The organism is Streptomyces sp. NPDC057543, assembly GCF_042801895.1.
Lineage (GTDB): Bacteria > Actinomycetota > Actinomycetes > Streptomycetales > Streptomycetaceae > Streptomyces.
The window spans coordinates 1-20,429 of sequence record NZ_JBHVFF010000154.1; the positions used below are offsets into that span (position 1 = coordinate 1).

16 protein-coding genes and 3 pseudogenes are annotated in these 20,429 nt (G+C 70.5%); 14 read left to right on the forward strand and 5 right to left on the reverse strand.

What is annotated here, in order from left to right; all coding sequences use genetic code 11:
* The first annotated feature begins 111 nt into the window (after positions 1 to 111).
* The 3 genes from ACFU8Q_RS24145 to ACFU8Q_RS24155 all read left to right on the forward strand — a co-directional run bounded on the left by ACFU8Q_RS24145 (position 112) and on the right by ACFU8Q_RS24155 (position 6,750).
* On the forward strand, positions 112 to 4,989 hold the full coding sequence (locus ACFU8Q_RS24145; protein WP_384457333.1) for an amino acid adenylation domain-containing protein: 4,878 nt from the start codon (positions 112 to 114) through the stop codon (positions 4,987 to 4,989).
* A complete protein-coding gene (locus ACFU8Q_RS24150; protein ID WP_384457335.1) occupies positions 4,986 to 5,753 on the forward strand; it encodes a thioesterase II family protein in 768 nt (255 codons plus the stop codon). The genes ACFU8Q_RS24145 and ACFU8Q_RS24150 overlap by 4 nt, the downstream gene beginning before the upstream one ends.
* A 397-nt stretch (positions 5,754 to 6,150) precedes the next feature.
* Positions 6,151 to 6,750 (forward strand): hypothetical protein, encoded by a 600-nt coding sequence (locus ACFU8Q_RS24155; protein WP_384457337.1) that lies wholly within the window; start codon positions 6,151 to 6,153, stop codon positions 6,748 to 6,750.
* Between the two features lie 82 nt (positions 6,751 to 6,832).
* On the opposite strand, the pseudogene ACFU8Q_RS24160 reads toward ACFU8Q_RS24155, so the two are convergent.
* Positions 6,833 to 7,159 (reverse strand): annotated as a pseudogene (locus ACFU8Q_RS24160) (DDE-type integrase/transposase/recombinase); the annotation flags it as partial.
* A gap of 241 nt (positions 7,160 to 7,400) precedes the next feature.
* Between ACFU8Q_RS24160 and ACFU8Q_RS24165 the strand changes: the two are divergent.
* Positions 7,401 to 8,708 carry an Ig-like domain-containing protein gene (locus tag ACFU8Q_RS24165; protein WP_384457339.1) on the forward strand — a complete coding sequence of 436 codons (1,308 nt, stop codon included), beginning with the start codon at positions 7,401 to 7,403 and terminating at the stop codon, positions 8,706 to 8,708.
* 429 nt (positions 8,709 to 9,137) lie between these two features.
* Here ACFU8Q_RS24165 and ACFU8Q_RS24170 read toward each other — a convergent pair whose 3' ends face one another.
* Together ACFU8Q_RS24170 and ACFU8Q_RS24175 are read right to left on the reverse strand one after the other, a co-directional pair.
* Positions 9,138 to 9,896, reverse strand: a complete 759-nt coding sequence (locus ACFU8Q_RS24170) for a DUF2182 domain-containing protein (RefSeq protein ID WP_384457341.1) — start codon at positions 9,894 to 9,896, stop codon at positions 9,138 to 9,140.
* The gene (locus tag ACFU8Q_RS24175; RefSeq protein ID WP_384457343.1) at positions 9,893 to 10,507 is read right to left on the reverse strand and encodes a DUF1326 domain-containing protein; all 615 of its coding nucleotides are present in this window, start codon (positions 10,505 to 10,507) and stop codon (positions 9,893 to 9,895) included. The genes ACFU8Q_RS24170 and ACFU8Q_RS24175 overlap by 4 nt, the downstream gene beginning before the upstream one ends.
* A gap of 374 nt (positions 10,508 to 10,881) precedes the next feature.
* Here ACFU8Q_RS24175 and ACFU8Q_RS24180 point away from each other — a divergent pair.
* Positions 10,882 to 11,578: pseudogene (locus ACFU8Q_RS24180) on the forward strand (IS6 family transposase).
* A 42-nt stretch (positions 11,579 to 11,620) separates the two neighbouring features.
* Here the strand turns inward: ACFU8Q_RS24180 and ACFU8Q_RS24185 are convergent.
* Positions 11,621 to 12,082, reverse strand: coding sequence for a dicarboxylate/amino acid:cation symporter (locus ACFU8Q_RS24185; RefSeq protein ID WP_384457355.1), 462 nt, complete (start codon positions 12,080 to 12,082; stop codon positions 11,621 to 11,623).
* Positions 11,995 to 12,741 carry a dicarboxylate/amino acid:cation symporter gene (locus ACFU8Q_RS24190; RefSeq protein WP_384457345.1) on the reverse strand — a complete coding sequence of 249 codons (747 nt, stop codon included), beginning with the start codon at positions 12,739 to 12,741 and terminating at the stop codon, positions 11,995 to 11,997. Before ACFU8Q_RS24190 ends, ACFU8Q_RS24185 begins: the two co-directional genes overlap by 88 nt.
* A gap of 689 nt (positions 12,742 to 13,430) precedes the next feature.
* Here ACFU8Q_RS24190 and ACFU8Q_RS24195 point away from each other — a divergent pair.
* The 9 genes and pseudogenes from ACFU8Q_RS24195 (at position 13,431) to ACFU8Q_RS24235 (ending at position 20,384) form a co-directional block, all read left to right on the forward strand.
* On the forward strand, positions 13,431 to 14,063 hold the full coding sequence (locus ACFU8Q_RS24195) for a transcriptional regulator (protein WP_384457357.1): 633 nt from the start codon (positions 13,431 to 13,433) through the stop codon (positions 14,061 to 14,063).
* A gap of 4 nt (positions 14,064 to 14,067) precedes the next feature.
* Complete coding sequence (locus tag ACFU8Q_RS24200) at positions 14,068 to 14,505, forward strand: RidA family protein (protein ID WP_384457347.1); 438 nt, start codon at positions 14,068 to 14,070, stop codon at positions 14,503 to 14,505.
* A gap of 312 nt (positions 14,506 to 14,817) precedes the next feature.
* Positions 14,818 to 15,273, forward strand: coding sequence for an NAD(P)-binding domain-containing protein (locus ACFU8Q_RS24205; protein WP_384457359.1), 456 nt, complete (start codon positions 14,818 to 14,820; stop codon positions 15,271 to 15,273).
* Between the two features lie 191 nt (positions 15,274 to 15,464).
* The gene (locus tag ACFU8Q_RS24210) at positions 15,465 to 16,634 is read left to right on the forward strand and encodes a DSD1 family PLP-dependent enzyme (protein WP_384457349.1); all 1,170 of its coding nucleotides are present in this window, start codon (positions 15,465 to 15,467) and stop codon (positions 16,632 to 16,634) included.
* A gap of 70 nt (positions 16,635 to 16,704) precedes the next feature.
* Positions 16,705 to 17,673, forward strand: coding sequence for a threo-3-hydroxy-L-aspartate ammonia-lyase (locus tag ACFU8Q_RS24215; RefSeq protein WP_384457351.1), 969 nt, complete (start codon positions 16,705 to 16,707; stop codon positions 17,671 to 17,673).
* A 545-nt stretch (positions 17,674 to 18,218) separates the two neighbouring features.
* Positions 18,219 to 18,974, forward strand: coding sequence for an SDR family NAD(P)-dependent oxidoreductase (locus ACFU8Q_RS24220; protein ID WP_383861933.1), 756 nt, complete (start codon positions 18,219 to 18,221; stop codon positions 18,972 to 18,974).
* A 184-nt stretch (positions 18,975 to 19,158) separates the two neighbouring features.
* A pseudogene (locus ACFU8Q_RS24225) lies at positions 19,159 to 19,314 on the forward strand (transposase); the annotation flags it as partial.
* A 26-nt stretch (positions 19,315 to 19,340) separates the two neighbouring features.
* Positions 19,341 to 19,598, forward strand: coding sequence for a hypothetical protein (locus tag ACFU8Q_RS24230; RefSeq protein WP_384457361.1), 258 nt, complete (start codon positions 19,341 to 19,343; stop codon positions 19,596 to 19,598).
* Positions 19,599 to 19,748: 150 nt separating this feature from the next.
* On the forward strand, positions 19,749 to 20,384 hold the full coding sequence (locus ACFU8Q_RS24235) for a hypothetical protein (RefSeq protein ID WP_384457353.1): 636 nt from the start codon (positions 19,749 to 19,751) through the stop codon (positions 20,382 to 20,384).
* Positions 20,385 to 20,429: the final 45 nt, after the last annotated feature.

A 20,429-nucleotide genomic window follows, 5' to 3' on the forward strand; every position in this document is an offset into this window, starting at 1 on the left:
ATCTGGGGGGGCCCTCTGGTGGGGGGCCCGCCACCGCCCCCCCGCGAGGCCCCTAGCCCCCCTTCGCAGCCCTCTGTCCACCCCGCCCCGCAGCATTCCAGGAGCGCAGTCATGTCCCCCGAGACGTCCGCCACGGCACCCACCCCGACCCACGCTCCCTCGGCCGACGCCCCGCACACCGACCACGACCGGCTGCGCACCGACCTGGCCGGCCTGTGGGGCGACGTGCTCGGCACCGGGCCGGTCGACGAAGCAGCCGACTTCACCGCACTCGGCGGCAACTCCCTGCAGGCCGCCCGGATCGCCGCCCGCATCCGCACCCGCCTCGGCCTTCCCGTGACCGTGGCCGAACTCTTCGAGCACGGCACCGTCACAGCCCTGGCCCGCGTCCTCGCCGACCGGCCCCGCGAGACCGGCGACGCGCTGCCCGCGGTGGCCCCTGCCCCCGGCGACGGCCCGCTCCTCGCACCGGCCCAGCGCCGCCTCTGGTTTCTCGACCAGCTCAGCCCCGCCGCGGGCACCGCATACAACGTGCCCGCCCTCACCCGGCTGCGCGGCCCCCTCGACACCACGGCACTCGACGCAGCCTGGCAGGACGTGGTCGACCGGCACGAACAGCTGCGTACCGTGTTCACGCTTTCCGGCGACGTGCTGCACGCCGAGACGACCGACAGCCGGGCCGGACTCGACCTCGTCGACCTGACCGGCCACCCCGACCCGTACGGTCACGGCGTGCGCGCGGCCGACGAGCGCGCGGCTTGGCACATCCACCTCGCCACCGGCCCCCTGGCGCGGCTCACCCTGTACCGGCTCGCCGCCGACGACCACCTCCTGCTGCTGGTCCTGCCGCACCTGGTCTCAGACGGCCGCACCCTGGACGTCATCGACCAGGACCTCGCCCACGCCTACCGCCGTCACACCGGCAGCGCACCGGGGGAGGAGCTGAACGAACTCACCCTGAGATACCGCGACTTCGCCCACTGGTCGGCCGCGCTGGACTCCGAACGCCTCCTCCGGGCGTGGCGCCCTCGCCTCGCAGGCGCCCCGACCGTTCTCGACCTGCCCGCCGACCACCCCCGTCCGGCGACCCGCTCACACCGTGGCCGCCGCCTCACCCGGACCACCACAGGCGCCCTGTTCACCGCAGCGGGCCGCATCGCCACCGCCACCCGCACCACCCCCTACACGATCACGCTCACCGCCTACGCCACGCTGCTCGGCGAACTCACCGGCCAGGAAGAGCTGTTGGTGGCCACCCCCATGGACGGCCGCCCCGATCCGGCCCTGGAGGACGTGGTCGGCTTCTTCGCCACCACCGTGCCTCTGCGCCTGCGCCCGTGCGGCGACCCCGACCGTCCCGGCGCATTCCGGCGAGCGGTGAAGGAGACACACGGCGTGGTGCTCGACGCCGCGCACGACCAGCATGTGCCCTTCGAGCAACTCGCCGCCGAACTCGCCCCCTCGGGCGACCTGTCCCGTACCCCGCTGACCCAGGTGGCCCTCGCCTACCAAGGCCGCCGCCGCCCGCACGCCTGGCTCGACGGCCTCGACGCCGAGCCGCTGCCCGTGGACAACGGCACCGCCAAGTTCGACCTCACCCTCGAGATCCACGAGCGGGACGACGAGTTCGAGATCACCGTCGAATACGCCACGGACCTGTTCACCCGGGAGAGGGCGCAGCAGATGCTCGACCGCTACCTGGAGATCCTCGACACAGCGGTGCACGCGCCGGAGGCACCAGAAGCGACCGGTCTCCGTCAGGCTCCGACCGCACGGCAGCCCACCCACCCCGCGGCCGACCCGCGCTGCCTGCACGAGATCTTCGCCGAGACCGCCGCCCGGCACCCGCACGCCGGCGCCGTCACCGACGGCACCCGCAGCCTCACCTACGCCGAACTCGACCGCGCCGCCAACCGCCTCGCCCACCGCCTGCGCGCCCACGGCGCCACACCGGACGGCCTCGTGGGCCTGTGCGCCGAACGGACCGTGGACCTCGTCGTCGGCGTCCTCGCCATCCTCAAGTCCGGTGCTGGATACCTGCCGCTCGACCCCCGCCACCCCGCCGCCCGGCTCCGCGACACCCTCGCCGACGCCGAGTGCCGCATTCTGCTCGGCGACACCGCATCCTGCGCCCCGCTGCTCGGCGGCGAAGCCCCCGCCTTCATATCCCTGACCGCCGACGGCGATGCCGGACCGGACGACCAGGCGCCCGCACCCCACCCCGGCGCCGGACCCGACACCACGGCGTACGTCATCTATACCTCGGGCTCCACGGGCCGCCCCAAGGGCGTCGTCGTCACCCACGCCAACGTCACCCGCCTGTTCACCGCCACCGAGCACGACTTCGGATTCGGCGCCGACGACGTATGGACCCTCTTCCACTCCATAGCCTTCGACTTCTCCGTCTGGGAGCTGTGGGGTCCGCTGCTGCACGGCGGCCGACTCGTCGTCGTGCCGTACCTGACCAGCCGGGACCCCTACGCGTTCCTGGAGCTGCTGCGCAGCGAGCGCGTCACCGTCCTCAACCAGACCCCCACCGCCTTCCGCCAGCTCGCCGCGGCGGCCGAGGACACCGACTTCCCCGACCTCGCCCTACGCACCGTCGTGTTCGGCGGCGAAGCCCTCGACCCGGCCACCCTCAGCGGCTGGGTCGGCGGATACGGCATCCGCAGGCCCCGCCTCGTCAACATGTACGGCATCACCGAGACGACGGTGCACGTCACCGTCCGCCCGCTCACCCTCGCCGACCTCTCCGGCTCGCTCAGCCCCATCGGCCGCCCCGTTTCCGACCTGCGCGTCCATGTCCTGGACGCGGACATGAACGAAGTCCCGGACGGCACCGAAGGCGAGATGTACGTGGGCGGCCCCGGCGTCGCACGCGGCTACCTCAACCGCCCCGAGCTCACCGAACAGCGCTTCGTTCCCGACCCGTTCGGCGCCCCGGGAGAGCGCCTGTACCGTTCCGGCGACCTCGCGGTGCGCCGGGAGGACGGCGAACTCGAATACCGGGGCCGCATCGACCACCAGGTCAAACTGAACGGCTTCCGCATCGAGCTCGGCGAGATCGAACGGGCCCTCCTCGACCAGCCCGGCGTCCGCGCCGCCGCCTGTGTCCTGCGCGAGGACACCCCCGGCCTGCCCCGCTTGCTCGGCTACGTCGTCCCCGCACCCGGCCACCAGGACCCGCAGCCGGCGCGTCTGCGCGAGGCACTGAGCGTACGACTGCCCGCCCACATGCTCCCGGCCGCCGTCGTCCCCCTCGCCGAACTCCCGCTGACCGGCAACGGCAAGCTCGACCGCGACCGCCTGCCCGCCCCCGAAACCCACCGCGCCACCCCGGCCGAGCCCCGGACGGCCGGGCCCCGAACCCCAGCCGAACACACCCTCGCCGCCGTCTGGCGCCAGGTCCTCGACCTGCCCGACCTGGGCGTCGACGACAACTTCTTCGCGCTCGGCGGCGACTCGCTGCGCGCCGTCCGCGTCGCGGCGCTCGCCCGCGAGGCCGGTCTCCCGGTCTCGGTCGAACAGATCTTCCTCCACCCGAGCGTGGCCGCCCTCGCCGCAGCCGCCGAAGCACAGGACGAGAGCCCCGCGCCCGCCCCGGCCGGCTGCTCGACGATCCTCGCCGACCTCGACCCCTCCAAGCTGCCGGCCAGCACCGTCGACGCCTACCCCACGGCGGCGATGCAGCTCGGCATCCTCTACGAGTGCGAATCCGCCGAGGACGAGACCACGGGCCTCTACCACGACCTGATCAGCGTCCGCCTCGACGGCCCCTTCGACCGTCCCGCCCTCGAACGCGCCCTGGCCACGCTGACCGAACGCCACGCCATCCTGCGCACCTCCTTCCGCCTCGGCGCCTTCCGCGAACCGATGCAACTCGTCGCCGAGACCTCACAGATCCCCCTGACCGTCGAGCACCACAAGACCGGACGGCCGGACGCCAAGACCCACGACCACCTGCTCCGCACCTGGTGGGACCGGGAGAAGAAGGACCCCTTCGACACCGAGCAAGCCCCGCTGGCGCGCTGCCACGTCCTGCGCACCGACCCCCACGGCTTCCAGCTCTCCCTCGCCGTGCACCACGCGATCCTCGACGGCTGGAGCCTGGCTCTGCTCACCACCGAACTCCTCCTCGCCTACGAGGGCGAACTGCGTCCCGACGCCACCGAGCCCGCCCTGCCGCCCGTGCCCGGCGCCCGCTACCGCGACTTCGTCGCCGCCGAACAGCGGGCCCAGGCCGACCCCGCCGCCCGCGCCTGGTGGGAGACGCTGCTGCGGCAAGAAGGCGAGCCCGCCGAACTCCCGCTGGACCCGGACGGCGCCGCCGAGGACGAGTTCGCTTTCCACAGGCCGCTGCCCGAGGACCTGGACGCCGCCCTTGATGAGACGGCGGCCCGCCTCGGCCTGCCCGTCAAAAGCGTCTTCCTCGCCGCCCACGCCCGGGCCCTCGCCGAACTCACTGCATCCGACCGAACGGTGACGGCCGTCCAGGTCAACGGACGCCTGGAAGAGCCCGGTTCGGACCGCGTCCTGGGCCTGCTCCTGAACATGGTGCCGCTCCACCTCACCGCGCGCGGCACGTGGGCCGAACTGGCCGGCGCCGCCTTCGACGCCGAACGCGCACGCCAGCCCTACCGCCGCTACCCCCTCGCCGCCCTGCAGCAGCTCACCGGCCGCGGCACCACCCTCTTCAACGTCGCCTTCAACTACACCGACTTCCACACCTTCGACGACCTCGCCGCGCTGCGCACGATCCGCCCCCACGACTGGTGGTTCTCCGATCGGCACAGCTTCCCGCTCATGGTCGAGATCACCCGCACCCCGCACACCGGCCGCCGCGCCCTCGCCGTCACCCTCGGCGCCGACAGCCCGTACGCAGGGACCGGAGCCCGCCTGGGCCGCCTCGTCCTGCAGGCCCTCCACGCCATCGCCGCGGACCCGAACGCGACGGTCTCCACCACCTCGGAAAGGGGACCCCGGCGATGAACCAGCCCACGCCGCCCCACGGCCCGGTCCTCCTGACCCCGCTGCCCCGCCCCCAGGCCGCACACCGACTCCTCGTTTTCCCGCACGCGGGAGGAGGTCCGTCCTTCTACCGCGGGTGGGGCGCGGCAGCCGGCGCCGACATCGAGGTGTCGCTCGTGCAGTACGCGGGGCGGGAGCAGCGCATCGGTGAACCTCCCGTACCGGATGCCCGAGCCGGCGCCGCAGAAGTGAGCGACGCCCTGCGGGCCACTGTCGCCCTGGGCGACAGCCGTCCGGTCGCCCTGTTCGGCCACAGCATGGGCGCGATCATCGCCTACGAGGCGGCACTGGCCCTCACGGACGTTGAGCTGTCCGCCCTGTTCGTCTCCAGCAGCAGGGCCCCCGCCACCGTCACCCCGCCGACCGGCCCGGTTCCTGCCCGCGCCGACGACAAAATCCTCTCCCACCTGCGTGCCCTCGGCGGCACCCCCATGTCCCTCTTCGAAGACCGGGCGATCCGCGAGCTCTACCTGCCCGTGTTCCGAGCCGACTACCACCTGGTCGACACCTACGCCTCCAGGGCCGACAGCCACGCGTTGTCCCTCCCTGTCACCGCCTTGTGGGGCACCAAGGACCCCACGGCCGACGGAGAGCTGACGGGCCTCTGGCATGCGACCACCACGGGCCGGTTCCGCCACTACGCCTTCGACGGCGGCCACTTCTACCTCGTGGATCACCTCGACAGTGTCCTGAAACTGGTGAGGGAGCAGCTGACCGGGCGATGACACATGACCCCGATTCGGCTTCGGCGCCTGTTCCACCTGTTCCGCATCGGCGCCCGGCAGCATGTCCCACCCGTCGCTACGGCGAAGCGCGCGGCGCCGCCGATCCGTGAACTTGCCCGGGGCAGCGGCACGGCGACGGCCGGGATGTCGCGAGCCCCTGCCTGACATGTGCCTATGACCCGGCTCTATCAGTAGACGTCAGGGTGGTGTGGCACGCGTGGCGCGCCGGGAGGGTACAGGTACATGGAGTTCCAGCCCCTGGGTCCGGTGTCGGTCAGCGGGAGCGACGGGCCGGTGCCGCAGCCTCAGTCCGGAGCGCGAACCGCCCTTCGGAAACCGGCAGGTGTCCCGGGGGCGGGTCATGAGAGGGTGCGGTTCGGATCAGCAGAGGGGGAAAATGGGGCTGACCTACGGCTACGACATCTACCTGCGTCCCCGGAACGTCGCCAGGGCGCTGGCCAATCTGACCGAACTGGCGTCACCGCCCCGCGGTGTGCCGCTGCTTGAACTCACACTGCCCGGCGGTGAACGGCTCATCCTCCCGTTCACGTCCCACTTCAAGAGCGAGCCGGTCGACTGCTCCACCAGCAGCACACTCGAGCTCGACACGTCCATCATGTTCGACGTCGATGACGCACTGCGCGAGTACGCGGAGGCCGGCGGCCCTAACCCCGAGGCGGACGGGCGCATCCAGATCGGGTACGTCTACCTGACGATCCGGTTCCAGTCCTTCCTGCACCATCATTACGCGTCAATGGAGTTCTGGGCAGCGACGTCGGGGATGAGCCGCATGTTCGCGCAGTCGGTTCGCGTCAGGGAGTTGTTCACCGGCCTCACCGCCGCCAGCGGCGGAGTGTGCTGCCTGTTCGACACCGGTGACGGCGGCCCCGAGCAAGTGTGCTGGCTCAACGGTGAGACAACCCAGGAGATGATCTCCGGCCCCCGCTTTCCAGATCGGCGCGCCCTTGTGGCGACTTGGCCCGACCCCGACCAGTGAGCACCGGCGCGGGCACTGTCAACTTGTTGGTGTGCGGTTACTTGAGGGTGTGCGGGGGCTGGGCTTGGTTTCCGCCTCTGGTTCAGGCCTCGGTGGGTATGGCGGTAGTGCCGGTGATCTCGTTCCAGGTTCCGAAGCGGTGGTGCATCTCGGTGCGGTGGCCGGTGGCGGTCATCCGGTGGCGGCGGGGCCGGAAGTGCGGTGAGATCTGGCTGAACGCGGACAGGAACCTCTGGGTTCTGCCGACTGTGCGAAAGCCCTTCATCGCGCGTTCGCGCTGCCTCGTCGGCTGATGGGAGTTCTCCGCACGGTTGTTCAGGCCCTTGTGGGAACGGTGATCGACCGAGGACATCAACTCTCTGTGGGTGGCTTTGTACGTGAGTTGCGAGAGCACCCGTTGCTCGGGGACGAGAGCACCCGATGCTCCAGTCGCGCGGGATCGCAGAGTTTTGAGAGCACTCGGGTGCTTGCTTCGGGACCATGATCGTGCTCTCGGACTCGAGTGGTACCGAAGGCCCGGCCTGGGGACCCGCTGGTATGAATCGGCGGTGTGTCAGGTCGAAGGAGGTCCGTGGCCCTGGCCGGGTGATCCACAGTGGCGGAAGGAAATACCCCGCCGAGAGGCTCTCTTCCGTCTTCTGGAGTGGATCGTGACGTTCTCACTGTCGGGCGCTGCCTGCCGGCCGGGTCCTGATGCCGGGCATCGTGCCGGTTCGGCCGTCGGTCGGGGCCGGGCGCTGGCCGTGGCGGCCGGCGTCTTCTGTACCGCCGTCATCGCCCCGGTGGCGCTGTCCGGGGCCGCCCACGCGCAGGGCACCTGCACGGTGTCCGGCCCCACCACCACCTGCACGTTCGCCTTCACCGGCGCCGAGCAGACCTTCACCGTGCCCAGTGGCGTCACGCAGGTCGACGTCACGGCGACCGGCGCCGGCGGCGGCGTGGAGGACAACGGCGTGAGCGGCGGCCGGGGCGCCCAGGTGTCCGGCGCGCTCACCGGGCTGTCCGGCGGGCAGACCCTCTACGTCGAAGTCGGCGGCACCCCCACCAACGGCAGCGGCGGCTCGTGCGCCAGCAGCGCGCAGTGCGCTGGTGGCTTCAACGGCGGCGGCAGTACCCGCTTCGGCGGAGGCGGCGGCGGTGCCTCCGACGTCCGCACCCAGCCCGGCACCACCCCCCTGACCACCACCGACTCCCGCCTCATCGTGGCTGCGGGCGGCGGGGGAGCCGGCTGGGCTGGCCAGTGCACCGGAAGCCCGGGCGGAGACGCCGGTCAGCCGGGCGGGGACGCGACCTGCAGCGGAGGAGACGGCGGCGGGGCGGGCACGTCCACCCACGGCGGGACCGGCGGCACCGGCGGGGGCGGGGTGTTCGACGGTGGGCCCGGCACGCTCGGTGTCGGCGGCACCGGCGGCGGCCCGGGCATCTCCCTGACCGGTGGCGGCGGAGGCGGGGGCTACTACGGCGGAGGCGGCGGCGGCAACATCAACCCCTTCATCACTCCGAGCGGCGGCGGGGGTGGCGGAGGCGGCGGCTTGTCCCTCGTCCCCACCGGCGGCACCGGCCCCACGGTGACCGGCGCCGCCGCGGGCATCACCATCAGCTACCTCACCCCGGGCAAGCCCGTGACCACGGATCTGGTCTCGCACCCGCACCGGACCCCACGAGTCGGTCAGAGGGTGCCACTACGCGATTTGGTCTGCCCCAGCGACACGAGCGCCACGACAAGGCCCACCGGAACCGTGACATTCACCGACACCACGACCCACACAACCCTGGGCACCGACCCCCTGAGGCCCTTCCACCGGAACTGCGCCGCCGCGATGGTCACCACCTCGTTCCGGACCGCCGGCACGCACACCATCACGGCCGTCTACAGCGGCGACACCGTCTACCAGAGCAACAGCAGCAACCCCGAAACCCTCACCGTGACCGTCAGAACACCGCACCACAACCGATAGGCGCACCCCTACGGGCCCCTGCCGAGCCACCCACCCGGCAGGGGCCCCACGCGTCCCGACCCACCGACACGCCCCCGGGTGCTCTCGCTTCCCACCGACATCTCCCGGCACCTCGATCAAGAACCGATGCCAGAACCGCGCCCTCCACCACCAGCCCCCTACCGAACGATCAACAAACCCGGCCACCATCCCAGCCCGGAGACCACTCACTCAACTTGGCGGTGCCTTCCCGGCGCCTACAGCGTCGGCGCACCCCGCGCGATGATGGCCGCGATCATGAGCGTCGCCCCATAGATGTGTGGATCAGGGCGGGCGTCGCATCGCCGCTGACCACGCTCGCCGTGTTCACGGTTGTCAGGGTCTCCGCCGCCGATCCCAGGACTCCCGTGCCCGCCCGGCGCGCGATCCACCGGCGGACACGGTCCGTTGTCACATCCCGGCCATTCCGGCACAGGTGAGGCCCGGAGCCAGCGCCGGGATCCAGAAGACGGCGACGGCCAGGGCGATCGAGGCGATCCCCACGACACGGGCCACCAGACGGCCGATCGGAGCGAGCTTCTCAGTGGTGATCACAGAGGCCAGGACCACCATGGCCCACAGGTTCATCACACCGAACGCCGCCAGCAGCAGCATCAGCGACCAGCAGCAGCCCAGGCAGAAGGCCCCGTGGTGGGCTCCGGCACGCAGATCGCGCGAGGGCCCCGGATACGAGGCGTAGCGCAGCATCAGCCCGATCGGCGAGCGGCACCTCGCCAGGCAGCGGTCCTTGAGGGGCGTGAGTTGGTAGACGCCGCTGATGGCGAACACGGCCGCGGCCACTGCGGTCCCCGCCGCGGCGGGGAGGCTCGCCGCCCGGCCCAGGCCAACGGCCAGCCCGTACCCCGGCAGCCCGGCCGCAGCCCAGACAAGCAGGTAGGCGACGGTAAAGACGACCATGCGCGATGCCCGATGCGCGGTGATGGTGCGCGCGTACAGCGTGGCGACGAGCGCTGTGGCGGGCAGCATCATTGCAGCCATCATCAGCGTCCACACGACCAGGAAAGCGGGCAGGCCCAGGCCCATAGTGCCAGGCATCGCCTGCATGCCGCCCCAGCGCGTTACCACCCAGACCCAGGCGGCGGCCGCCGCGACCAGCAGCAGCCCGGCGGGGCCCGCCCTCCGGCGGACGGTGGCCGGCCCACCGGTCACGCGGACCATGTGAAGGGCGCCGAGTGTCCGTTGCCGCCGGTGAAGTCCCAGGACCGGCCGTACACGCCGTTGCCCGTGGCCCGGGTGGACCGGGCGATCGTCAGCGTGCTGTTCGCCGGGTGGAACATGCCGGTCAGGCCCATGACCGGACCGTCCTCGCCGAACTGCGGGGCGACCTGGTCCTCGATTTCGATGTCGATGGCGTCACCCACCCGCGCGGCGTGGCGGCGGCCGTCGTCGCGGTAGTCGATGGGGACGCGCTCCACGCCGAGGACCTCGCCGATGAGCGGAGTGAGCGCCGCCATCGGCCCGCCGGCCTGGCCGGAGAAGACCTTGCCCAGCGCGTCCGCCTGGCTGTCGTCGGCCGAAGCGTCGATATACATCGCCACCTGCCAGCCGCCCTCGGCCATCACTCGGGGCGCGTCGATGAAGACGGCGACGCTGCGGTCGGAGACATCCGCGCCGTCCACGTTCCCGCTGTCCACGTGGAAGGCGAAGGTCACCTGGCAGCGCTCGTGGTCGGCCGGTGCGGTGAGGCCCGAGGTGGTGCAGGGGCACACGACGTCACAGTTGCAGCTCTCCAGGTACGTGCCGTTGAGATTCCAGGGCATATCTTTATCTCCCTGTTTCACGTCCCGCGCGGCGAAGGGATTGCCGCACCTGGAGGTCCGCCCCGTCCCGGTGCCGCTCTTCTCCAGGCTATTCCTGACACCCCCGTTGCGCAGATCCGCCGGGGCGCAGCTCACCGTCCTGGTGGAGGGTCACTTTCATCCGCGACCACGCCTGCCGGGCACGGTGGCCCCGCCTGAGTTGGGTGAGACGGCAACCGGAGAGGAACCACCAACACCATGGGGTCTGTCAATCGAGCGCTGACACTGCAGCACAGCATCGGCCGTGGCACCCCTTGAGCCAGCGTTGTCAACTTGGCTGGCGGGCTGGCTCCTGGGACGCTTCTCGGGTCGTTGGGCATAGGGAGGGGAACGTCGTGGCGCCGTCGTACAAGGGCTATCGGTTCCCGACGGAGGTCGTCGCCCACTGCGTGTGGCTGTACCACCGCTTCCCGCTGAGCTTCCGCGAGGTCGAGGAGCTGATGCTCGCACGTGGCGTGACCGTCTCCTACGAGACGATCCGGCAGTGGTGCGCGAAGTTCGGCCCTGAGTATGCCCGCGAGCTGCGGCGCCGCCGGCCCCACGCCGGGGACAAGCGGCACTTGGACGAGGTATTCCTCAAGGCCAACGGGGAGCGGCGGTACCTGTGGCGGGCGGTGGACCAGGGACGGTGACGTCCTCGGCATCTTGGTCCAGGCGAAGCGGGACGCGAAGGCCGCGAAGCGGTTCCTGGCCAAGCTGATGAGGAAGCAGCACCGGGTACCCAGGGTGCTGGTCACCGACCGGCTTCGCTCCTACGGCGTCGCCCACCGCGAGCTGATGCGCTCGGTGGAGCATCGGCGGTCGAGGTACCTGAACAACCGGGCCGAGAACTCCCACCAGCCCACCCGTCAGCGCGAGCGGGCCATGAAAGGCTTCCGCTCGCCCAGAGCGCCCCAGCGGTTCCTCGCCGCGTTCAGCCAGATCTCGCCCCACTTCCGGCCCCGACGCCACCTTATGACCGCAGCCGAGTACCGCGCCGAGATGACCGTCCGCTTCACCATCTGGAACCGGATCACAGGTGCCGCGGCCTGACACAAGGACCGCCGCCCGGGCCCTCCACGGCCACACATATCCTCAGCCAGACACCGACTGGTCAAGTTGACAACGTCCTTCGGCGGGCAGGCCGATGGGGTTGCCGGCGGCGATGAGGACGACGATGGAGGCGGAGGCGACGTTGGCCATGCCCTTGGAGAGGATGACCAGCACGCCGACCATGAGGAGCAGGGCGGGCAGGGAGGTGTCGGCGCCGTAGGCGTTGGCGAGGAAGACCAGGGCGACGGCCTGGTAGAGGACGGAGCCGTCGGTGTTGAAGGAGCAGCCGAGCGGGACGACGAACGACGTCGTCGACCGGCTGACCCCGAAGTCCTCCAACTTGCCCATGAGCGGGGCCAGTACGGCCTCGGAGCTGCGGGTGACGAAGGCGATGCCGGCGAGGTTGGCGATCGACTTCAGCAGTGCGACGTAGCGGATGCGGTGGATCGCCGCGATGAGCGGGAACAGCGCGCCGAGGACGGTGGCCAGCCCCGCGTAGACGATGGCGACGAGCCCGCGAGGCTGCGCAGGTTGCCGAACCCGTAGTGGGCGACGTCGTAGGAGATGAGGCCGAGCACGCCGAGCGGGGCGACGCCGTTGACGTAGCCGACGACCTTGAACGTCACCGCGGCGACGGAGTCCAGCACCGAGGCGAAGGGCGCGGACTTCTCCCCGATCGCGGCCATCGCCACGCCCACCAGCAAGGCGAAGACGATCGCGCCGAGCAGGTTGCCCTCGCCGAACGCGGCGAAAATGTTCTTCGGCACGGCGTGCAGAACCAGCTCGTGGAAGTCGACCCCCTGGTCCAGGCTCTTCAGATCCTCGGAGCTGGCTCCCTGCACGGGAGCGCCCTTGCCGATGCCGGTGAACTTGGCCAGCCCCACAGCCAGCAGCAGGATGACGGTGGTGACGATCTTGAAGTAGAGGATGGCCTTGCCGGCGATCCGACCGACCTTCTTGACCGACTCCATGCGGGCGATGCCCAGCACGATGAGCGGGAAGACCAGCGGCAGCTCGACAACCTGCACCAGGTTGAGGAAGACGTCACCGAGGATCTTCATCTGCTCGCCCGCGGACGGGGCGAGGGATCCGATGAGCTCGCCGAGACCCACGACGATCAACGACTGCACGCCGATCGGCATCTGCAGACAGCGCCTGAGCATGGATCGATGGACCGGGCAGGTGAAGCAGTCATGGGGCGTCTCCGATAGCTGGGCATTCGATAGCTGGGCATTGGTGGGGGCTAGGGCCACGCCTCACGACAGTGGTGCCTGTGTCGGCGGCCGGCTGAGGCTCCGACGCCTGCGACGAGCAGGAGGGGCTGCCGTGGCGCACGTGCCAACGGAACGGCTCTCCTGGAGTCGCCGATGACGACGCCTGTCTGCACCGAGGCGCAGGAGCGGGAAGCCGGTCGCCGGTGGGATCGGTTGCCGGGCGGTGGGGACTGCCGGTCCTGAAGGGGCCGGGCTTGCTTCCGTGCTGCAGACCGGGGGCGGCAGCACGGACGTTTCTACGGGCGAAGCGGCATCGGTCTGCCTCCGTCCTGGTCGGCCAGCACCGGTCAGCCCTAGCACTGGACGGGAACTCTAGAGATGGATAGATTGTCTGTATAGATCTAGACGAAAAATCCGAGAACATTGGATGCCGGTCCCTGCGCACAGCCGCAGGCATGGCGAGAGCGAACTCCTGCGGCGCGTGAGTGACTGCACAGAGCACCGGGCGGAAGCAGGGTCAGGAGATGAACGGCAGTGACACCACTACGGAGGGCCGGGCGATGACCTCGGAAGGCAACCGCCACGTGAGCGGCCAGGACGGCACGCGGCTACGGGACGGGCGGCTCCCCGGGCCGGCGATGTCCGGGGCGCCGGAGGACGAGCATCTTCTGGCCGAGGCCGAGAAGATCGCCCAGGCGCTGGGCCGCATGTTCCCCGGCATCTGCGAGGTTGTGCTGCACGACCTGCGCGATCCGGACCACGCCATCCGGTTCATCGAGAACAACCTGTCGGGACGCAAGGTGGGAGAGTCTGCCACCGAACTGGGTCTCGCTCGCATCCGGGACCCGTACTACCCCAGCGTCATCCAGAACTACGCCAACCAGTTCCCCGACGGACGCCCCGCGAAGAGCACCTCGATCGGGATCAAGAACGCTGCCGGGCAGTACATCGCCGCCCTCTGTCTGAACCTGGACATCTCGACGCTCTCGCCCATCACGCTGACGCTGTCGAACCTGGTCGCGACCGATCCTGAGAACCGGGACGTCCAGATCGAGAGGCTGAGCGACCGGAGCCGCCGGGAACTGCGCGAAGTCGTCGAGACAGCGGCCGCCGAGCGCTCCACGACCCCGCGGGCACTGCCCCGGGAAGCGAAGAAGGACCTGGTGCGCCGCCTGTACGAGGACGGCTACTTCGACACCCGCAACGCCGCCCAGACCATCGCCGACCTCCTCGGGATCTCCCGAGCCAGCGTTTACTCCTACACGAAGTGAGACGATGACCACCAGCGAGATCATCACGGGGAACGACCGCCCGTGCACGGGCGGCACCCCCTCGATCGACACGTTCGACAGCCCCCAGCTGGCGCCGCCGGCAGGCCACTACTCGCACATCGCCACCCACCGCGGTGTGGCCTACATCTCCGGCCAGCTCCCCGTGACACCCGACGGCTCCCCCCTGGTCGGCGAGTCGTTCGAGGCCCAGGCGCGCCAGGTGCTCAGCAACCTCGACGCGTGCCTGGCCACAGCCGGTACCAGCCGCGACAAGCTGATCTCGGTCACCGTCTACGTGACCGACATCGGCGACTGGCCGGCCTTCGACCAGGTGTACAAGGAGTGGCTCGGTGCGAGCAGGCCCGTGCGGGCCGTCGCTGGCGCCAGGGAGCTGCACTACGGGTCCGCGGTGGAGGTGCACGCAGTTGCAGCCCTCGACTGACCGCCACCCTGTGCCGAGCGCGGACCGGCTGCCGGGACCGTCCGGCCTGCTGTACATCACTGAGCAGCAGACCGCCGCGCTGGTGGATGAGTCCCTCGCGTTCGACACGGCCCGCGCCGCGTTCGCCGCCACCGTGGACGCGGCCGTCCTGCCCAGCCTTGTCGTGCATGGATCCGACCTGCGTAATCAGCTCAGCCTCAAGCCGTCCGCCTCCGCGACCCATGCGGGGGTGAAGATCGGTACCTTCTGGCCGGACACCCCGCGCAGGGGCTGCCGCGGCACCACTCCACCCTGCTGCTGTTCGACCAGACCATCGGCAGGATCGCGGCCGTCCTGGAGGTCGGGACCGCGAACGCCTACCGGACCGCTGCCGCCGATGCCCTGGCCGTGGACCTCCTTGCCCGCACCGACGCCGCAACCCTGGCGGTTTTCGGCACCGGGCACCAGGCTGCCTACGAGGTCCGGGCCGTCAGCCGCGTACGGCCCATCAGCACGGTGCTGGTCGTGGGACGGGACAAGGACCGCGCCGGCCGGCTGGCCGCACAGTTGGCCGCAGAAGGCCACGACGCGCAGAGCATCAGCGCCGAGGAAGCCTGCGCACGGGCCGATGTCATCGTCACCGCCGCCCGGGCCGACACCCCGCCCCTGCTCGAGGCCGACTGGATCCGCCCCGGCACCCACATCTCCTGCATGGGCGCCGACGCCCCCGGCAAGCGGACTCCCGCCCGAACTGCTCGCCCGCGCCCGCGTCTTCTGCGACCTCCCTGAGCAGGCCCGGCGCATGGGCGAGAGCCAGCACGCCCCACAGGGCACTGTGCTCACCGCGCTCGGCGCCGTCCTCACCGGCCGCGCCCCGGGGCGGGGCGGCACGATGACATCACGGTCTTCGACAGCTCCGGGATCGGTCTGCAGGACCTCTGCCTGGGCCTGGCCCTTCTCAAGAAGATGGACGTAACCCTGTGAACACCGCCCTGCCCCCGGCCCCCGTGACGACGCTGGCCGACCCCGACACCCCGTTCGCCGTCGTCGACGTGCACAGGGCCCTGCGCAACATCGAGCGACTGGCGAGGCGGGCCGACCGACTTGGGGTCACCCTGCGGCCGCACGTGAAGACGGCCAAGAGCCTCGATATTGCCGCCCTGATGCACGGCGGCGCCCCGTGTCCGGTCACCGTCTCCACCCTCGCCGAGGCCGAGGCGTTCGCCGACGGCGGCTACACCGACATCACCTACGCCGTCGGCATCGACCCGCACAAACTGCCCCGCGTCATCGCCCTCCTGCGCCGCGGCGTCACCCTGCGCGTCCTGCTCGACAGCCGCGAACAGGCCGCCTTCGTCGCCGACGCCGCCCGTAAAGCCGGCCTCGCCGTCCCGGCGCAGATCGAGATCGACTGCGACGGCCACCGCGGCGGCCTCAAGGCCGATGCCCCCGGACTCGTCGACATCGGCCGCATCCTGCACGAGGCCGGATGCCTCGACGGCGTTCTGACTCACGCGGGCGAGTCCTACTTCGCCTACACCCCGGGAGACCAGCGGCTGGCAGCCAAGAACGAACGCGACACCGCGATCGCTGCAGCAGAGCGGCTGCGCGCCGCCGGTCTGCCCGTCAGCACGGTCAGCGCCGGCTCGACACCGACCGCACACGCGGCCGAGGACCTCACCGGCGTCACCGAACTGCGCGCCGGCAACTACGTCTTCTTCGACCTCGTCATGGCCGGCCTGGGCGTCTGCCGCGTGGAGGACCTCGCCCTGTCGGTGGTCGTGACCGTCATCGGCCACCGCCCCGAGCACGGCTGGATCGTCACCGACGGCGGATGGATGGCCATGTCCCGGGACCGCGGCACCGCCGTCCAGGCCCAGGACCAGGGCTACGGCCTCGTCCTCGACCTGGCCGGAAACCCGATCCCGAGCCTGGTCATGAGCGCGGCGAGCCAGGAGCACGGCACCCTCACCGCCCGCGACGGCGCCGACCTGCCCGACCTGCCCGTCGGCACCCGGCTGCGCATCCTGCCCAACCACGCGTGCGCCACCGCCGCCCAGCATCGCGGCTATCACGTCATCGACAGCACCCAGCCCACAGAACCCGCGCCCGCCATCCAGGCCAACTGGGAACGCATCACCGGCTGGTGACCAGCAACAGGACCGCCCTCACCCTGCCGCTCGACTCGCCCTCCCTCCCCGACCCGCTCAAGGACACCCCATGGCCACTGCCTTGCCCGTGACCTTCGACGACGTCCGCGACGCCGCTGCCCGCCTCAACGGCATCGCCCACCGCACCCCCGTGCTGACCTCCCGAACTCTCAACTCCCTGGTCGGCGCGGAGGTGTTCATCAAGTGCGAGAACTTCCAGCGCATCGGCGCGTTCAAGTTCCGCGGTGCCTACAACGCCGCCGCGCAGCTGCCCCCCGAGCAGCTGGCCAAAGGCATCGCCGCCTACTCCTCCGGTAACCACGCCCAGGCCACCGCACTGGCCGCCCGGGAACTGGGCACCAGCGCCGTCATCCTGATGCCCGAGGACGCCCCCCGCTCCAAGCGGGAGGCAACCGTCGGCTACGGCGCGGAAGTCGTCGCCTACGACCGCTACACCCAGGACCGCACCGCGCTCGGCGAGGCGCTCGCCGCCGAACGCGGCCTGGCGCTCATCCCTCCCTACGACCACCCGCACGTCATCGCGGGCCAGGGCACCGCAGCCCTCGAGCTCCTGGAGGAAACCGGGGAACTGGACGCTCTCATCGCGCCCGTCGGGGGCGGGGGCCTCATGGCCGGAAGCGCCATCACCGCCAAGACGCTGTACCCCGGCATCCACGTCGTCGGTGTCGAACCCGACACCGGCGACGACACCAAGCGCTCCCTGGAAGCCGGCGAGCGCATCAGCATCCCCGTGCCCCGCACCCTCGCCGACGGACAGGCTCTGCCCACCCCCGGCGAGATCACCTTCGCCATCAACCAGCAGCTCGTGGACGGCATCGCCCTCGTCAGCGACGATGAGATCCGAGGCGCCATGCGCTTCGCCTTCGAACGACTCAAGATCGTCCTCGAACCCAGCGGCGCAACCGCCCTGGCCGCGCTCCTCGCCGGACACATCGACAACCGCCCCCGGCGGATCGGTGTCATCGCCTCCGGAGGAAACATCAACACCCAGCGATTCACCGACATCATCAACGGCTGACAGACCTTGCTCCAGCACGTAAGTCCCCAGCGGCCGCCCTTGCCGCCGGGTTGGCGCTTCGCATGGTCAACCCTGCATGACGAGGGCTTGGAACCGATGTGCCGCCGCTCTGGCCGGCGGCAGGGGCCCTGTCCCGGGGCTACCGGGGCAGCTTGGTGGTGCGCTGGGGGTGGGCGGCGGTGACGTAGCGCATGGCGGTCTGCAAACTCGCGCCGTCCGGCCGAGACCTGCCCGCGGAGGTCGAGCTGACCGGGGTTGACTAGCTCGGCGCGCGCGGTGCTGACGGCGGCGGTCGGCCGGCCGAGCTGTCCCTTGGTCCACGTGGCTGCCGATCCGGCGGGCGGATCGTGCAGCGGCCACGGCGTGTTGACACCGAGATGCCCGTACGGATCCCCTCCTCCGAAGGCGTCGACGAACGCCGTACTTCCGGGGTGTACGGAGTCGTCGTTGAAGATTGAACGTGACGTCTGAATACCGCCGGACCCGCAGGGCGTTCCGGTCTTGGATTGAGCGTGTCCAAGACCGGAACAAGGAGTTTTACGGAGATGACGATGAACGGTGCGACGGCGCTCGACGGCAAGGTGGCGCTGGTGACCGGCGGCAGCCGGGGGATCGGGGCGGCGGTCGCGCTGCGGCTGGCCGAGGACGGCGCAGACGTGGCGCTGACCTACCAGGGCTCGGCCGAGTTGGCCGAGGAGGTGGTCGCCAAGATCACCGCGATGGGGCGGAGCGGCTGGGCCGTCCGCGCGGACAGCGCAGACCCGGAGGCGGTGTGCGGCGCGGTGGCGGCGGTCGCCGAGCGGTTCGGGCGGCTGGACATCCTGGTGAACAATGCGGGTGTCGGCGCCGTCGGACCGATCGAGGCGGTGACATGCGACCAGATCGACCGGGTGCTGGCGGTGAACGTTCGCGCGCCCTACCTCTACGCCCAGGCGGCGCTGCAGTACCTGGTCGAGGGTGGACGGATCGTGAGCATCGGCAGCTGCATCGCCCAGCGCGTGGCCTTCGGTGGAAGCGCGCTCTACGCGACCAGCAAGGCCGCTCTGATCGGCTTCACCAAGGGCATGGCCCGGGAGCTCGGCCCGCACGGGATCACCGTCAATCTGGTCCACCCGGGCCCGATCGACACCGACATGAACCCGGGCGACGGCGATTCCGCCGACTTCCAGCGCGGCTTCACTGCGCTCGGCCGCTACGGCACGGCGGCGGAGGTCGCGGACGCCGTCTCATACCTGGCCGGCGAGAGCGCCCGATACGTCACAGGCGCGGAGCTGGCGGTGGACGGTGGCTTCGCAGTCTGAGCCCGCGCGGTCCGACGCAGGCCAGGTAGACCTTGGCGCTCAGTCCGTCACGGCGCCGACCCGTGATCTTGGGCAGTGGATCACGGCTGGGTGATACGTCGCCAGGAGTCGTCCGATGCCGAGTGGGACCTGCTGCGGCCCTTGCTGCCCACGGCTGCGACAGGCCGTCCCCGGTTGGACGACGAACGGCATCGTGTGGAAGTTCCGCACCGGGGTTGCCTGGCGGGACGTACCCGAGCGGTACGGGTCCTGGGCCACCCTGCACACCCGCTTCCGCCGGTGGGCCAAGGACGGCACCTTCGAGCGGATGCTGCAAGCCGCGCAGGCGAAGGCGGACGCCGGGAGGTTGGGCTCATCGATGCCACCGTGTTCGGTGTGCTTGCCGGAGACCTGCCAATCACGCGATTGCGCGAGTGTCCGCCCGACGCGGGCATCTGCGAGCAGCGTGACCTGCGCTGCATGCTGTTGCTTGCTCAGTTCTTCCCAGCCGCGGGGGACCGCCGCCGTTCTCTGATCCGCAAGGTGATGGCTGAGCCCGATGGCGAACGACTGAACTCACAACACACGGCCGAGCGGCTGCGGGCCTACTCCGCACTGTGCTCGGTGAGCTGGCCGGAGGCGTGAAACCCACGCGTAGACGACAACACTGTTCCGGTCACCAACGCCCGCTTCGGCGTCGTCCTCAGCGGCAAGAGCGCTGTACAGCTGCTGGCCACCGCGGACAAGGACGACGACGCGTTCGCCGAGCTCATCCGTTACCGAGCGCCACAGTGGTTGGCCGCGTTCAAACTCGCCGACGCCGATCGCGGCTCCATGGGTGCCCAGGCTAACCGCCGCGCAGAAGACGAGCCCGCGACCAGCGTCCGGATCCGGCGTGGTATCCCGGACGTGCTCACAGCCATGAACGCCCGCCGGACGCAGGCGGTGGGATTGCTGCGCGAGATGGCCGTCGCGATGGAGGAGGGCCGCGCGCCACAGCGCGTCGACGCCTTCGGAAACACTGACCCCACTGGGATGCTCGCTGACCAAGCATGGTTCGACGACGCGTTTCCTAAGGGCACGGGCCTACGACTTCCCAAGCCCCCGCAAACCATGCCCGCACCCACACCAACGAAGGGCAGGCCGCTTCAGTCGCCGCTGTTTCGTGCGGCACCACCGCCCAGTGATCGCGAACTCGCCGACACGAAGAAGGCGGGCGTCCGCTATCTGTTGAACCAGATCGAGCAGCACGTAAGGGATTTGGCAACGCGGATCGATGACGCACGCAGCCACGCTGCAGCAGCCGGCATGAACCCGACTTGGGAGACGAACGAATCCGAGCGCCTCAACGTCCAAGCAGGAAACATCATTGAGAGCCTGAAGCATGCCGTTGATGGCACTCGGCCGCCCGACGAGGAGCGTCGACGTTAGACCGCTACCGCGAGGCAACCGGCCTGCTTGTGCACAACCTGCGGC

What these genes read in the sequence shown, in the direction of transcription:
- ACFU8Q_RS24215 (WP_384457351.1), top strand. Translation starts at nt 16,705, where the DNA reads ATGGCCACTGCCTTGCCCGTGACCTTCGACGACGTCCGCGACGCCGCT.
- ACFU8Q_RS24200 (WP_384457347.1), top strand. Translation starts at nt 14,068, where the DNA reads ATGACCACCAGCGAGATCATCACGGGGAACGACCGCCCGTGCACGGGC.
- ACFU8Q_RS24150 (WP_384457335.1), top strand. Translation starts at nt 4,986, where the DNA reads ATGAACCAGCCCACGCCGCCCCACGGCCCGGTCCTCCTGACCCCGCTG.
- ACFU8Q_RS24155 (WP_384457337.1), top strand. Translation starts at nt 6,151, where the DNA reads ATGGGGCTGACCTACGGCTACGACATCTACCTGCGTCCCCGGAACGTC.
- ACFU8Q_RS24220 (WP_383861933.1), top strand. Translation starts at nt 18,219, where the DNA reads ATGACGATGAACGGTGCGACGGCGCTCGACGGCAAGGTGGCGCTGGTG.
- ACFU8Q_RS24195 (WP_384457357.1), top strand. Translation starts at nt 13,431, where the DNA reads ATGTCCGGGGCGCCGGAGGACGAGCATCTTCTGGCCGAGGCCGAGAAG.
- ACFU8Q_RS24145 (WP_384457333.1), top strand. Translation starts at nt 112, where the DNA reads ATGTCCCCCGAGACGTCCGCCACGGCACCCACCCCGACCCACGCTCCC.
- ACFU8Q_RS24175 (WP_384457343.1), bottom strand. Translation starts at nt 10,507, where the DNA reads ATGCCCTGGAATCTCAACGGCACGTACCTGGAGAGCTGCAACTGTGAC.
- ACFU8Q_RS24190 (WP_384457345.1), bottom strand. Translation starts at nt 12,741, where the DNA reads ATGCTCAGGCGCTGTCTGCAGATGCCGATCGGCGTGCAGTCGTTGATC.